The sequence below is a fragment of the Micromonospora coerulea genome, assembly GCF_016598485.1.
Taxonomy (GTDB): Bacteria; Actinomycetota; Actinomycetes; order Mycobacteriales; family Micromonosporaceae; genus Micromonospora; species Micromonospora coerulea.
Genome location: NZ_JAEMUW010000003.1, coordinates 374,168 through 387,294, shown reverse-complemented (window position 1 = coordinate 387,294; position 13,127 = coordinate 374,168). Strand labels below are relative to the sequence as shown.

General features: G+C 71.9%; 13 protein-coding genes. 3 read left to right on the top strand and 10 right to left on the bottom strand.

The window, feature by feature from the left end; genetic code table 11:
* Positions 1 to 30: 30 nt before the first annotated feature.
* Both I8N68_RS06470 and rarD read left to right on the top strand, forming a co-directional pair.
* Positions 31 to 519, top strand: a complete 489-nt coding sequence (locus I8N68_RS06470; RefSeq protein WP_200208910.1) for a GNAT family N-acetyltransferase — start codon at positions 31 to 33, stop codon at positions 517 to 519.
* A complete protein-coding gene (rarD, locus tag I8N68_RS06465) occupies positions 516 to 1,454 on the top strand; it encodes an EamA family transporter RarD (RefSeq protein ID WP_200208909.1) in 939 nt (312 codons plus the stop codon). Before I8N68_RS06470 ends, rarD begins: the two co-directional genes overlap by 4 nt.
* A gap of 138 nt (positions 1,455 to 1,592) precedes the next feature.
* On the opposite strand, the gene I8N68_RS06460 is transcribed toward rarD, so the two are convergent.
* The 3 genes from I8N68_RS06460 to I8N68_RS06450 form a co-directional block, all read right to left on the bottom strand.
* Positions 1,593 to 2,279, bottom strand: coding sequence for an anti-sigma factor family protein (locus I8N68_RS06460; RefSeq protein WP_200208908.1), 687 nt, complete (start codon positions 2,277 to 2,279; stop codon positions 1,593 to 1,595).
* Positions 2,276 to 2,770 carry a sigma-70 family RNA polymerase sigma factor gene (locus tag I8N68_RS06455; RefSeq protein WP_130340273.1) on the bottom strand — a complete coding sequence of 165 codons (495 nt, stop codon included), beginning with the start codon at positions 2,768 to 2,770 and terminating at the stop codon, positions 2,276 to 2,278. The genes I8N68_RS06460 and I8N68_RS06455 overlap by 4 nt, the downstream gene beginning before the upstream one ends.
* 226 nt (positions 2,771 to 2,996) lie before the next feature.
* Positions 2,997 to 3,779 carry an IclR family transcriptional regulator gene (locus I8N68_RS06450; RefSeq protein ID WP_200208907.1) on the bottom strand — a complete coding sequence of 261 codons (783 nt, stop codon included), beginning with the start codon at positions 3,777 to 3,779 and terminating at the stop codon, positions 2,997 to 2,999.
* 154 nt (positions 3,780 to 3,933) lie between these two features.
* On the opposite strand from I8N68_RS06450, the gene I8N68_RS06445 reads away from it, so the two are divergent.
* Positions 3,934 to 5,112: an MFS transporter gene (locus tag I8N68_RS06445; RefSeq protein WP_200208906.1), complete on the top strand. Its 1,179-nt coding sequence runs from the start codon at positions 3,934 to 3,936 to the stop codon at positions 5,110 to 5,112.
* 46 nt (positions 5,113 to 5,158) lie between these two features.
* Here the strand turns inward: I8N68_RS06445 and I8N68_RS06440 are convergent, their stop codons facing one another.
* The 7 genes from I8N68_RS06440 to nuoI form a co-directional block, all read right to left on the bottom strand.
* Complete coding sequence (locus I8N68_RS06440; RefSeq protein WP_200208905.1) at positions 5,159 to 6,244, bottom strand: polyprenyl synthetase family protein; 1,086 nt, start codon at positions 6,242 to 6,244, stop codon at positions 5,159 to 5,161.
* Positions 6,245 to 6,334: 90 nt separating this feature from the next.
* A complete protein-coding gene (gene nuoN / locus I8N68_RS06435) occupies positions 6,335 to 7,888 on the bottom strand; it encodes an NADH-quinone oxidoreductase subunit NuoN (protein WP_200208904.1) in 1,554 nt (517 codons plus the stop codon).
* On the bottom strand, positions 7,885 to 9,417 hold the full coding sequence (locus I8N68_RS06430) for an NADH-quinone oxidoreductase subunit M (RefSeq protein ID WP_200208903.1): 1,533 nt from the start codon (positions 9,415 to 9,417) through the stop codon (positions 7,885 to 7,887). Before I8N68_RS06430 ends, nuoN begins: the two co-directional genes overlap by 4 nt.
* 64 nt (positions 9,418 to 9,481) lie before the next feature.
* Entirely contained in the window at positions 9,482 to 11,407 is a 1,926-nt protein-coding gene (nuoL, locus tag I8N68_RS06425; protein WP_307812646.1) for an NADH-quinone oxidoreductase subunit L, read from the bottom strand.
* An 11-nt stretch (positions 11,408 to 11,418) separates the two neighbouring features.
* Positions 11,419 to 11,718 (bottom strand): NADH-quinone oxidoreductase subunit NuoK, encoded by a 300-nt coding sequence (gene nuoK / locus I8N68_RS06420; protein WP_088959269.1) that lies wholly within the window; start codon positions 11,716 to 11,718, stop codon positions 11,419 to 11,421.
* The gene (locus tag I8N68_RS06415; protein WP_200208902.1) at positions 11,715 to 12,488 is read right to left on the bottom strand and encodes an NADH-quinone oxidoreductase subunit J; all 774 of its coding nucleotides are present in this window, start codon (positions 12,486 to 12,488) and stop codon (positions 11,715 to 11,717) included. The genes nuoK and I8N68_RS06415 overlap by 4 nt, the downstream gene beginning before the upstream one ends.
* The gene (gene nuoI / locus I8N68_RS06410) at positions 12,485 to 13,126 is read right to left on the bottom strand and encodes an NADH-quinone oxidoreductase subunit NuoI (protein WP_200208901.1); all 642 of its coding nucleotides are present in this window, start codon (positions 13,124 to 13,126) and stop codon (positions 12,485 to 12,487) included. The genes I8N68_RS06415 and nuoI overlap by 4 nt, the downstream gene beginning before the upstream one ends.
* Position 13,127 lies beyond the last annotated feature (1 nt).

The window sequence follows — 13,127 nt, the reverse complement described above, 5'->3', positions numbered from 1 at the left end:
CCGGGTCGGCCCGCGGCTAGGGTCGACGGGGTGTTCACCCTGACCCGCGCCGACGGCTACCAGCTCAGCACCGACCCCGACCGGCTCGACCTCGACCGCGTGCACCGGTGGCTCTCCACCGATGCGTACTGGGCGCTCGGGCGGGACCGGGAGACGGTGGTGCGCGCCTTCGCCGGCTCGATCGGGTTCGGCATCTACCGGCCGGGGGACGGCCGGCAGGTGGCGGTGGCCCGGGTGGTCACCGACCGGGCCACCTTCGCCTGGCTCTGCGACGTCTACGTCGACCCTGCGGCGCGCGGTCGCGGGCTCGGCACCTGGCTGGCCGGCGCGGTCCGCGACCACCTGGCCGAGCTGGGCGTACGCCGGATCGTGCTGGCCACCGCGGACGCCCACGGGGTGTACGCCAGGGTCGGCTTCGCCCCGGTGGATCCGGGTCGGTGGATGCAGCTCGACCAACGGGTGACCCAGGTCACCGGAAAGGATCAGCAGGGCCCTTCGCCACTTACGGTGGAGGCGTGAATCCGATCCGCCTCGGCTACCTGTACGGGCTCGGCGCGTACCTGCTCTGGGGTTTCTTCCCGATCTACCTGAAGCTGCTGCGCCCGGCCGGGCCGGTGGAGATCCTCGCCCACCGGATCGTCTGGTCGGTGGCCTTCGTGGCGCTGCTGCTCGCCGCCATGCGCAACGTCGGCTTCCTGCGGGCGCTGCTGCGCCGGCCCCGGGCCCTGGCCGGCATCGCCGCCGCCGCGGCGCTGATCGCGGTCAACTGGGGCACCTACATCTACGGGGTGAACTCCGACCGGGTGGTGGAGACCGCCCTCGGCTACTTCATCAACCCGCTCGTCGTGGTGCTGCTCGGGGTCTTCGTGCTGCGGGAGCGGCTGCGTCCGGCCCAGTGGGCCGCGCTGGGCGTCGGCGCGCTCGCGGTGGCCGTGCTCACCGTCGACTATGGCCGGCTGCCCTACCTGGCGCTGACCCTGGCCTTCAGCTTCGCCGGGTACGGGTTTGTCAAGAAGCGGCTCGGGCTGCCGGCCGCGGAGGGGCTCTTCGTCGAGTCGGCGGTGCTGGCGCTGCCCGCGCTGGCGTACCTCGGGTATCTCAGCTGGCGTGGCGAGTCGACGTTCGGGCACCTCTCGACGGGGCACACCGTGCTGCTGGTGCTGGCCGGAGCGGCCACCGCAATCCCGCTGCTGCTCTTCGCCGGCGCGGCGAACCGGCTGCCGCTGTCCGGGCTGGGCATGCTCCAGTACCTCGCGCCGATCCTCCAGCTCGGCTGCGGGGTGCTGATCTTCCACGAGCCCATGCCCCCGGCCCGTCTCGCCGGCTTCGCCCTGGTCTGGCTCGCCCTGATCGTCTTCACCGTCGACGCCCTCCACCAAGCCCACCAATCCCACACCCGCACCCGCACCCGCACCCGCACCGAGCCCCAGACCGCCACCCCCACCGCCCCCTGAGCCCGCCGATCTTGCAGTTCGGGCCCGTCGAACGGGGGGAATGCCCGGTTTGCCGGGGCACCAACTGCAAGATCGCGGAAGCGGGGGTGGGGGTGGGGGTGGGGGTGGGGGGTGGGGGTGGGGGGTGGGGGTGGGGGGTTAGCGGGTGTCGTAGGCGAGGACGGGGGTGTCGTCGGCGCGGAGGAGTTCCAGGCGGACTAGTTCACCCTTGGTGAAGTGGGTGACGCCGGTGAATCTGACGTCGTCGCCGGGGGCGGCCAGCCAGGAGCCCACCTGCTCCGTCGCGCCGTCCGGGCCGTGCGCCACCAGCCGGAAGGTGTACGCCTCGCGGTGCCCGGCCCGCCGGTCGTACCCGCAGTGCATGGTGACCTCGGTGCCCCAGTCGGTGCCGTGCAGCCCGATCTCGGCGTGCACCGGGACGGCGCCGGCGACCGGGCGCATGGCCACCAGCGGCACCTGCGGCGGCGGATCGTCGGCCGGGCGGACCAGGGTCACCCCGACGCCCGCCAGCACGGCGAGCACGGCGGCGGCCAGGGCGGTCAGGGCGTACCGCCGGCCGGACCGGAACCGCTCGCGGCGCCGGCGCTCCCGCGCGGCGTCGAGCAGCGCGGGCACCCGGGAGGTCTCCGACGCGGACGGCAGGAACTGCTCCAGCCCGGCCGGGTCGAGCCGGCCCAGCAGGCCGGGCAGCACGGCGATCTCGGCGACCGCCTCCCGGCAGGCCGCGCAGCCGGCCAGGTGCCGCTCGTAGGCGGCCCGGTCCGCGGGGGCAAGGGCGCCCAGCACGTACGCGCCGTCGTCGTGCGCGAACTCGCAGCGGGTCATCCGGTCACCCCCATCTCGGCCAGCACCAACCGTAGTGAGCGCAGCGCGTAGTGCGTCCGCGACTTCACCGTGCCCGGTGGTACGCCGAGTCGGGCGGCGGCCTCGGCCACCGACCGCCCCTGGTAGAAGCACTCGACCAGCACCTCCCGGTGGGTCGGGCTGAGCCGGTTCAGCGCCTCGGCCACGGTCCAGGCCTCCACCGCGCGCTCCGCTTCGTCGACGGTCTCGGGCGGTTCGGGCAACTCGTCGGTGTAGACCTCGCCCACCCGGGTGGACCGGCGCCGCCAGGCGTCGATCGCGAGGTTCCGGGCGGTGGTGAAGAGCCAGGCCCGGACCGAGCCACGCCGGGGGTCGAGCGACTCCGGGTGCCGCCAGGCCCGCAGCAGCGTCTCCTGCACCAGGTCCTCCGCCCGGGTCCGGTCGCCGTTGACCAGCCGCAGAGCGTGCGCGAAGAGCGCGTCGGCGTGCTCGTCGTGCAGGGCGCGCAGCAGTTGGGCGTCGTGGTCACTGATGGCGGTCACCTCGATTCCGGCGGCGAGTCCGGCGATGCGTTCGCCCGTGAATACGTGCGGTGACCCCGATCGGTTCACCGCAGCTCGCGCCGGAGGTGTTCACGTTCGGTCCACCCTCGGGCCGGCGCCAGCTCACCGGGCCCTGGCAGCGTCCGCCGGGTACGCGCGGGCGATCCGGCACGGCGGGGGCCCTTTGTCGTGCGGGTCAGGCGTCGGCGGCGATGCCGTCGGCGACAGCCCGGGCGACGGTGAGCAGCTTGGCCCGGATCACCCGGGCGGAGGTCATCATCTCGCTGGCCGGCAGGGCGCAGGCCAGCACCACCCGGCGCTCGATGTCCTTGTCTGGAGTGACCAGCACCGCGGCGCAGGCCACGCCCTGCCGAAACTGCCCCAGCTCCAGCTGCATGCCGCGGCGGTCCCCGGCCGCCAGGTCGGCCTCGAAGCTCTCGATGGTGGTCAGGGTGGCGCTGGTGAACGGGCGCATGCCGTAGTCGCGCAGATAGCGGAAGCGCTGCTCGGCGGTGAGGGTGGCGAGCAGGCTCTTGCCGAGCGCGGTGGCGTGGGCGCCCTCGTCGAAGCCCGGGACCAGGTCCTCCAGGTACGGCGTGCGCGGACCCTCGGCGACCGCCGTGATGGCCACCTGCCCGCCCACGAAGCGCCCGAGAAAGTGGCTGTACCCGGTGTCGGCGGCCGCCCGGCGCAGCGACTCGCCGACCGCGACCGGCCCGCGGAACGCGGTGACCAGCTCCCGGTAGCGGTCGGCCACCTCCAGCCCGACGATGTACGTCCCGTCCTCCCGGCGGATCACGTAGCCCTCGTACGCCAGGGTGCGGACCAGGTGGTAGGTGGTGGCCACGGTCAGCTCGCAGCGGCGGGCGATCTGCTTCACGGTCAGGCCCTTGGGCGCACGGCCGACCGACTCGAGCACTCGAAGCGCGCGGGACACGCTCCGGATCAGGTCCGAAGGTTCCGCCAAGGGGTCGCGCACAACCACCTCCGCCGCCGGGGACTTACACCATATGAAAAACAGGCCGAGTGCGAAATGCCTGTTCGGATCGAGGATGCCAGATCACCGGCCACAGCCCGTGCACCGACGGACACGATGCGCTGCCAAAACGTGGTCGGCGTAGGTTTGCGTGACCATGACCGACACCGCACTCCACCCCGCACCGGCCACGTTCCGCCGTACCGTCCGGGCCAGCGCGGGCGCCACCGCCACCACGATCGCCTGCGTGCTGCCCGTCTTCCTGGTCGGCGGGCTCGCCGTGCAGATGGGCGACGACCTCGGCTTCTCCCCCGCCGGACTGGGGCTGGCCGTCTCGGTCTACTTCGGGATCAGCGCGCTCGCCTCGGTTCCCTCCGGGGCACTGGTCGAGCGGTACGGCCCGGCCGTGGTGGCCCGCGCCGGGATCCTGCTCTCCGCCGGGTCGCTACTGGCCGTGGCGGCGCTGGCCCGGTCGTACCCGGTGCTGGTGGCGCTGCTCGGCCTCAGCGCCGCCGCGAACGCGCTGGGCCAGCTCGCCAGCAACGCCGCGCTGGCCCGGCACGTGCCCGCGCACCGCCAGGGGCTGTCGTTCGGGGTGAAGCAGGCCGCGATCCCGGTTTCCACGCTGCTGGCCGGCGCGGCGGTGCCCACCATCGCGCTGACCGCCGGCTGGCGCTGGGCGTTCGTGGCGGCCGCCGGGGCCGCGCTGATCGCGCTGCCGGCCGTACCCCCGCAGGAGCGCCCCCGGCCCGCGCGGCCCGCCGCCGCGCGGGCGGGCCGGGCGACGTGGGCGCTCGTGGTGGTCGGCCTGGCGGCGACCCTCGCGGCGGCGGCGGCCAACGCGCTGGGCACCTTCGTGGTGGATTCCTCGGCCGACCGCGGGCTCTCGCCCGGCCTGGCCGGCCTCACCCTGACCCTGGGCAGCGCGGTCTGCGTGGCCGCCCGGGTCGGCGCCGGCTGGCTCGCCGACCGTCGGGAGCGCGGCCACGTCGCCCTGATCGCCGGGATGCTGGTGGTCGGGGCCGCCGGGCTGGGCCTGCTCGCCGTGGCCGGCCCGGCGCCGCTGGTCGCCGGCGTGGTGCTCGGCTTCGGCCTCGGCTGGGCCTGGCCAGGGCTGATGAACTTCGCGGTGGTCAAGCTGCATCCGCAGGCCCCGGCCGCCGCCACCTCGATCACCCAGACCGGCGTGTACGCCGGCGGCTGCCTGGGCCCGCTCGGCCTCGGCACCGTCGCCGCCCACCTCGGCTACCCCACCATGTGGAGCGTCGCGGCGGCGTCGATGCTGGTGGCCGCCACCCTCATGCTCACCGGCAGCCGCCTCCTCACCCACCCCTGACCCCTGGTCCCGGCCGCCTCACCCTGGGGGCGGGGGTCCGGGCGGGTCAGCTGGTGCGGTCGGCGATGTAGTCGCAGAGGGATTCGAGGGCGCGGCGGGCGGGGCTCTGCGGCAGGGGGCCGAGCCGCGTCCTCGCGTCCTCGGCGTAGCTGCGGACGGTCTCCCGCGCGCGCTTGAGCGCCGGGGACTCGCGGAGCAGGCCGAGGGCCTCGGCGTGCAGCACGTCGTCGACCAGCGGGCCGGTGGCCAGGATCTCCCGCAGCCGCACCGAGGCGGCGTCCGAGTCGTCCGCGGCGAGCGCGTAGAGCACCGGCAGGGTCGGTACGCCCTCACGCAGGTCGGTGCCCGGCGTCTTACCGGACTGCCTCGACTCGGAGGCGATGTCCAGCAGGTCGTCGGAGAGCTGGAAGGCCACCCCGATCGTCTCGCCGTATCCGGCCAGGGCCTCGATGTGCTCCGGCGACGCCCCGCCGAACATCCCACCGAAGCGGGCCGAGGTGGCGATCAGCGAACCGGTCTTCTCGGCGATGACGTGCAGGTAGTGAGCCACCGGGTCCTCGCCGCCGCGCGGGCCGACGGTCTCCGCGATCTGGCCGTGGACCAGCCGGGCGAAGGTGCGCGCCTGCAGCCGTACCGCCTCCGGGCCCAGGTCGGCCGCGATGTCCGCGGCCCGGGCGAAGAGGTAGTCGCCGACCAGGATGGCCACCGAGTTCGTCCAGCGGGAGTTGGCGCTCGGGGCACCCCGACGCACGGCCGCCTCGTCCATCACGTCGTCGTGGTACAGCGTGGCCAGGTGGGTGAGCTCCATCACCACCGCGGCCGGTACGACCTGCGTGCCCGTCGGGTCGCCGAACTGGGCGCCCAGCGCCACCAGCAGCGGGCGGAACCGCTTGCCGCCGGCCTCCACCAGGTGCCGGGCCGCCTCGGTCACGAGCGGGTCGGCGCTGGCCACGCTGGCCCGCAGCGCACCCTCGACGTTGTCCAGCAGGCCCAGCACGGAAGCCTCGACGCGGGGGTCGGCGAGGTGCAGGCCGAGCGCGCCGATCTGACCCGTACCCTCCGGACCCCGACGACCGCCGGAGCCGGTGGCACCTGAACGCTCGCCAGCCGGAATCACCACGTCTTCAACCATGCCACACCCGTTCGACCTGCCCCGGACAGGGGGATACCGACCGGGGGCCGGTACGCGACTGCGTACCGGCCCCCGGTGGGAGAACCTCTGTCATCTGACGAATTCGGCGGCACCGTTGGCCAGGTCGAGCAGCGGCGCCGGGGCGACGCCCAGCACCAGGGTGGCCAGCACGCCGATCACCAGGGCCGCCGAGGTGAGCGCGCCCGGCACGGTCACCGTCGGGGTGGCGTCGCCCGGCTCGGAGAGCCACATCATCACCACGACCCGCAGGTACGGGAAGGCCAGCACCATGCTGGTCAGCACGCCGGCGATCACCAGCCAGGCCTGGTTGGCGTCCAGCGCCGGGGCGAAGACGGCGAACTTGCTGGTGAAGCCGCTGGTCAGCGGGATACCGGCGAAGGCGAGCAGGATGAAGGTGAAGATCGCCGCGAAGAACGGCGACCGCCGGCCCAGCCCGGCCCAGCGGGACAGGTGGGTGGCTTCGCCGTCGGCGTCCCGGACCAGGGTCACCACGGCGAACGCGGCGAGCACCGAGAAGCCGTACGCCACCAGGTAGAACATCGTGCCGGAGAGCCCGTCCTTGCTCGGCGCCAGCACGCCCACCAGCAGGTAGCCGGCGTTCGCGATGGACGAGTACGCCAGCAGCCGCTTGATGTCGGTCTGGGTGACCGCCAGCACCGCGCCGACCAGCATGGTCAGCACCGCCACCGCGCCGAGGACCGGGGTGAAGTCCCAGGCCGCCCCGGAGAACGCGACGTGGAAGACCCGCAGCAGCGCGCCGAACGCGGCGACCTTGGTGCAGGCGGCCATGAAGCCGGTGACCGGCGTCGGGGCGCCCTGGTAGACGTCCGGCGTCCAGACGTGGAACGGCGCCGCGGCGGCCTTGAAGAGCAGGCCGATGGCGAGCAGCGCCATGCCGGCGAAGAGCAGCACCGGGCTGGCCGGGGAGTCGGTGACCGCGGCGTGCACCGTGGCGAAGTCGACCCCGGCGACCCGGCCCGGGATGCCGGAGGTGAAGCCGTAGATCAGCGCCACACCGAAGAGGAAGAACGCCGAGGCGTACGCGCCGAGCAGGAAGTACTTCATCGCCGCCTCCTGGCTCAGCAGCCGCCGGCGGCGGGCCAGCGCGCAGAGCAGGTAGAGCGGCAGCGAGAAGACCTCGAGCGCGATGAACATGGTCAGCAGGTCGTTCGCCGCCACGAAGATCAGCATGCCGCCGATCGCGAAGGTGGCCAGCGGGTACACCTCGGTGGTGCCGCCGACGCCGTCGGCCTGGCGCCGGTCGTCGGCCGACTCGGCGGTGACCGCGGCGTGCGCGACGAACGCCCCGCCGCGCTCGACCGAGCGCTCACCGATCAGCAGCAGTGCCATCGCGGCGAGGATCAGGATCGCGCCCTGGAGGAACAGCGTCGGACCGTCCACCGCGAGCGCCTGGCCCGCGGTGATCAGCCGGTCGTCCGAGTTGAGGATGACCATGGTCAGCGCGCCGAGCACCGCCACCAGGGCGAGCGCGAGCTGCACCCCGTTGCGCAGGCGCCGGGGCACGAACGCCTCGACCAGGACGCCGACCAGGGCGGCACCCAGCATGATCAGGATCGGAGCGAGCGCCGCGTAGTCGATCGACGGCAACTTCAGCTCGGTCATTTTGCGGCCTCCTGGACGCTGCCGACCGTCGGGGCGGGATCGGTCCGACCGACGTCCTGCATGGTCGCGCGGACGGCGGGGTTGATGACATCGGTGACCGGCTTGGGATAGAAGCCGAGCAGCACGATCAGTGCGATCAGCGGGGCGACCACGACCTTCTCGCGCAGGGAGAGGTCACGGCGCATGCCCTCGACCTCGGTCAGGGCCGGGTTGAGGGTGCCCTGGGTGGTGCGCTGCACCATCCACAGCACGTACGCCGCGGCCAGGATGATGCCGAGCGTGGCGATCACCGCGACCGGCTTGTTGGTGGTGAAGGTGCCGATGAGCACCAGGAACTCGGAGACGAACGGCGCGGTGCCGGGCAGGGCCAGCGAGGCCAGACCGGCGAAGAAGAGCACCCCGGCCAACAGCGGGACCAGCTTGCCGGCACCGCCGAAGTCGCTGATCAGGGCCGAGCCGCGGCGGGCGATCAGCATGCCCACCACCAGGAAGAGCAGGCCGGTGGCGAGACCGTGGTTGAGCATGTAGAGCACCGCACCGGTGCCGGCCTGGGTGGTGAAGGCGAAGATGCCGACGCCGATGAAACCGAAGTGCGCGATCGAGGTGTACGACACCAGCCGCTTGAGGTCGTTCTGGCCGACCGCCAGCAGCGCGGCGTAGATGATGCCGATCAGACCCAGCGCCAGCGCCCACGGGGCGAACCAGCGCGACGCCTCGGGGAAGAGCGGCAGGCAGTAGCGCAGGATGCCGAAGGTGCCGACCTTGTCCAGCACGCCGACCAGCAGCGCGGCGGCACCGGCCGGGGCCGCGCCACCGGCGTCCGGCAGCCAGGTGTGGAACGGGAAGAACGGCGCCTTGATCGCGAAGGCGAGGAAGAAACCGAGGAAGAGCCAGCGCCCGGTGCCGGTGGAGATGTCCACCTGGCTCAGCGCCTGCCAGTCGAAGGTCTTCCCGCCGACCACCCAGAGGCCGATCACCGCGGCCAGCATGAACAGGCCGCCGACCAGCGAGTAGAGAAAGAACTTCACCGCCGCGTACTGCCGCTGGTGGCCGCCGTAGCTGCCGATGAGGAAGTACATCGGCACGAGCATGACCTCGAAGAACACGTAGAACAGGAAGACGTCGGCGGCGGCGAAGACGCCGATCATCGTGCACTCGAGGATGAGCAGCAGGGCGAAGTAGACCGGCACGGAGCGCTTGGACGACTCGGCGTCGTGCCAGGACGCCAGGATCACCAGCGGCACCAGGATCGCGATCAGCATCAGCATGACCAGCGCGATGCCGTCGGCCGCGAAGGTGAAGTTCACGCCCCAGTTCGGGATCCACGCGTACGACTCGCGGAACTGGAACCGGTCACCATCGGCCTGGAAGGTGATCCACATGATCACCGACAGCACCAGCACCAGCAGCGACCAGCCGAACGCCACCTGCTTGGCCAGTTCCGGCGACCGGCGCGGCAGCAGCGCCACGATCAGGGCGCCGACCAGCGGTGCCACGGTCAGCACCGAGAGGAACGGGAAGTTGGACATTATTCGGCCTTACCTCCGTCGTGACTGCGTGGCCCGCCGGCGGGGGCGGCCGGAAAGAGGTCGATCACGCCAGCCACCCCGCCTGCACCGCCAGGAACGCCGCCACCACGAGCAGCGCGCCGGTCAGGATCGAGGTCGCGTACGACCGCACGAAACCGGTCTGCAGCCGCCGGAGCCGGCCGGAGCCACCGCCGACCGCCGCGGCGAGGCCGTTGACCAGCCCGTCGACGCCCCGGTTGTCGAGGAAGACCAGCGCCCGGGTGAGGAAGATGCCCGGCTTCTCGAAGACCGCCTCGTTGACGGTGTCGGTGTAGAGGTTGCGGCGGGCGGCGGTGACCAGCACGCCCGCCGGTTGCGGCGCGGTGGCCGTGCCGGCGCGGAACAGCGCCCAGGCCAGGCCGGCGCCGAGCACGGTGACCAGCAGCGAGAGCGCGGTGATCAGCCAGTGCGCCAGAACGGCCTCGTGCGGCTTCTCCTGGCCACCCAGCCCGGCGGTGGCCTCCAGCCAGTCCGGCACGGAGGTGGACAGCAGGAAGCCGGCCGCGACCGAGCCGATCGCCAGCAGGACCAGTGGGATGGTCATCAGCTTCGGCGACTCGTGCGGGTGCTCGATGTCCTCGGTCCAGCGGGCCGGGCCGTGGAAGGTGAGCACGAAGAGCCGGGTCATGTAGAAGGCCGTCAGCCCGGCGCCGACCAGGGCGGCGCCGCCGAAGAGCCAGGCGGTCCAGCCCTCCCGCTCGAACGCGGCCACGATGATCGGCTCCTTGGAGAAGAAGCCGGAGAACGGGAACATGCCGATGATGGCCAGCCAGCCCATCATGAAGGTCAGCCAGGTGACCCGCATGTACTTCGACAGGTTGCCGAAGCGGCGGATGTCCACCTGGTCGTGCATGCCGTGCATCACCGAGCCGGCGCCGAGGAACATGTTGGCCTTGAAGAAGCCGTGCGCCAGCAGGTGCACGATGGCCAGGGCGTACGCCCCGCCGCCGAGCCCGACGCCGAGGAACATGTAGCCGATCTGGCTGACCGTCGACCAGGCGAGCACCCGCTTGATGTCGTCCTTGGCCGCGCCGATGACGCAGCCCATCAGCAGGGTCAGCGCGCCGACGCTGACCACCACGAGCTGCAGCGTGGCATCGGCCGAGAAGATCGGGTTGGAGCGGGCGATCAGGTAGACGCCCGCGGTGACCATGGTGGCCGCGTGGATGAGCGCCGACACCGGGGTCGGGCCCTCCATGGCGTCGGGGAGCCAGGCCTGGAGCGGGAACTGGCCGGACTTGCCGGCCGCGCCGAGCAGCAGCAGCAGGCCGAGCACCAGCACGGTGGTCTTGGTCAGCGCACCGACGCCGTTGAACACCTGGTCGTACTGGGTGGTGCCGAGGGTGGCGAACATGACGAAGATGCCGATCGCCAGGCCGGCGTCGCCGACCCGGTTCATCAGGAACGCCTTCTTGCCGGCGGTGGCCGCGCTGGGTCGCCCGTACCAGAAGGAGATTAGCAGGTACGACGCCAGACCGACGCCCTCCCAGCCGAAGTAGAGCATCACGTAGTTGTTGCCGAGCACCAGCAGGAGCATCGCGGCGACGAAGAGGTTGAAGTACCCGAAGAACCGCCGCCGGCCCTCGTCGTGCGCCATGTACTCGACCGCGTAGAGGTGGATCAGGAAGCCCACCCCGGTGATCAGCAGGACGAAGACGCCGGCCAGCGGGTCGAAGAGCAGACCGAAGTCCACCTTGAAGTCGCCGACCGAGATGAACTGCCAGAGGCTCAGCTCGACCGACTTGTTCTCCAGGCCGCGCAGCTGGAAGAAGTAGGTCAGGCCCAGCACGAACGCGGCGCCGATGGCGCCGACGCCCAGCCAGTGCCCCCAGCGGTCGGCCCGCCGGCCGAGCAGCAGCAGGATCGCCGCGCTGACCAGCGGGATGGCCACCAGCAGCCAGACGCTGCCCAGCAGGCCGCTGGCCGAAGCAAACTCCACAGTCTCTTCCACCGCAGGGCCCCTCAGTACTTCAGCAGGTTGGCGTCGTCGACGCTCGCGGAGCGCCGGGTCCGGAAGATCGACATAATGATCGCGAGCCCGACCACGACCTCGGCCGCGGCCACCACCATCACGAAGAACGCCATGATCTGGCCGTTGAGGTCACCGTTGATCCGGCTGAAGGTGACCAGCGTCAGGTTGGCCGCGTTGAGCATCAGCTCGACGCACATGAACAGCACGATCGCGTTGCGCCGCACCAGCACGCCGACGGCACCGATGGTGAACAGCACCGCCGCGAGGATCAGGTAGTAGTCCGGGGTCACTTCTTTTCCGTCCCCTTCAGCGAGGTTTCCTCGGCGGTCAGCTCGCGGACCGGCAGGATCTCCGGGATGCTGCGGTCGGTCAGCCGGCCGTCGGGCAGGCGGGCCGGGGTGGCCACCGAGGAGGAGGTGGCGAAGACACCCGGGCCGGGCTTCGGGCCGGGGTAGTTGCCGGGGCGGAACCGGGCCTTCATGGTGGCGACCTGATCCATCCGGTCCTCCTTGCGCCGCTCGACGTGCGCCAGCACCATCGCGCCGACGGCCGCCGTGATCAGCAGCGCGGAGGTCAACTCGAAGGCGAAGACGTACTTGGTGAAGAGCAGCCGGGCGATGCCCTGCACGTTCCCCTCGGCGTTGGCCTGTTCCAGCCCGACCGCCCGGACGCCGTGGAGGGCCCGGTAGAGGCCGCTGCCGATCAGGCCGGCGAAGCCGAGCCCGAGCACCACCGCAGCGACCCGCTGCCCGCGCAGCGTCTCGATCAGCGAGTCCGAGGCGTCCCGACCGACCAGCATCAGCACGAACAGGAAGAGCATCATGATCGCGCCGGTGTAGACGATGATCTGCACCATGCCGATGAACGGGCCCGCCTGGAGGACGTAGAACACGCCCAGGCAGAGCATGGTCAGCACCAGCCAGAGCGCCGAGTGCACCGCGTTGCGGGCCCAGACCATCCCGATCGCGCCGATCAGCGCCAGCGGGGCCAGGATCCAGAACGTCACCGCCTCGCCGCCGGAGACCGAGGCCGCCTCGGCGAGCACCGTCTGCGTGGTCATGCCGTTTCTCCCTTGCCTGCCGCCGCCCGCTGGGCCGCCTGCTCGGCGCCGGGGAAGGTCACGCCCGGGTGCTCCTCCACGTGGTACCGGCCCGGCCCCATCGGCGAGTGCTCCGCGCCGGCCGAGGTGCCCGGGTTGGTCAGCGACCCGATGTAGTAGTCCTTCTCGCTGTCGCCCAGCCGCATCGGGTGCGGCGGCTGCTCCATCCCCGGCAGCAGCGGCGCGAGCAGCTGCTCCTTGGTGAAGATCAGGTCCTGCCGGTTGTCCCGGGCCAGCTCGTACTCGTTGCTCATGGTGAGCGAACGGGTCGGGCAGGCCTCGATGCAGAGCCCGCAGAAGATGCACCGGGCGTAGTTGATCTGGTAGACGCTGGCGTACCGCTCACCCGGCGAGAAGCGCTGCTCGTCGGTGTTGTCGCCACCCTCCACGTAGATCGCGTCCGCCGGGCAGGCCCAGGCGCACAGCTCGCAGCCGATGCACTTCTCCAGCCCGTCCGGGTGCCGGTTGAGGATGTGCCGCCCGTGGTAGCGCGGCGCCGAGACCGGCGGCTTGAACGGGTAGTCGGTGGTGACGACCTTCCTGAACATGTGCGAGAAGGTGACACCGAAGCCCTTGAACGTTCCGGTGATCGCGCCCACG

What these genes read in the sequence shown, in the direction of transcription:
- I8N68_RS06460 (WP_200208908.1), bottom strand. Translation starts at nt 2,279, where the DNA reads ATGACCCGCTGCGAGTTCGCGCACGACGACGGCGCGTACGTGCTGGGC.
- I8N68_RS06445 (WP_200208906.1), top strand. Translation starts at nt 3,934, where the DNA reads ATGACCGACACCGCACTCCACCCCGCACCGGCCACGTTCCGCCGTACC.
- I8N68_RS06440 (WP_200208905.1), bottom strand. Translation starts at nt 6,244, where the DNA reads ATGGTTGAAGACGTGGTGATTCCGGCTGGCGAGCGTTCAGGTGCCACC.
- nuoN (WP_200208904.1), bottom strand. Translation starts at nt 7,888, where the DNA reads ATGACCGAGCTGAAGTTGCCGTCGATCGACTACGCGGCGCTCGCTCCG.
- I8N68_RS06430 (WP_200208903.1), bottom strand. Translation starts at nt 9,417, where the DNA reads ATGTCCAACTTCCCGTTCCTCTCGGTGCTGACCGTGGCACCGCTGGTC.
- I8N68_RS06415 (WP_200208902.1), bottom strand. Translation starts at nt 12,488, where the DNA reads ATGACCACGCAGACGGTGCTCGCCGAGGCGGCCTCGGTCTCCGGCGGC.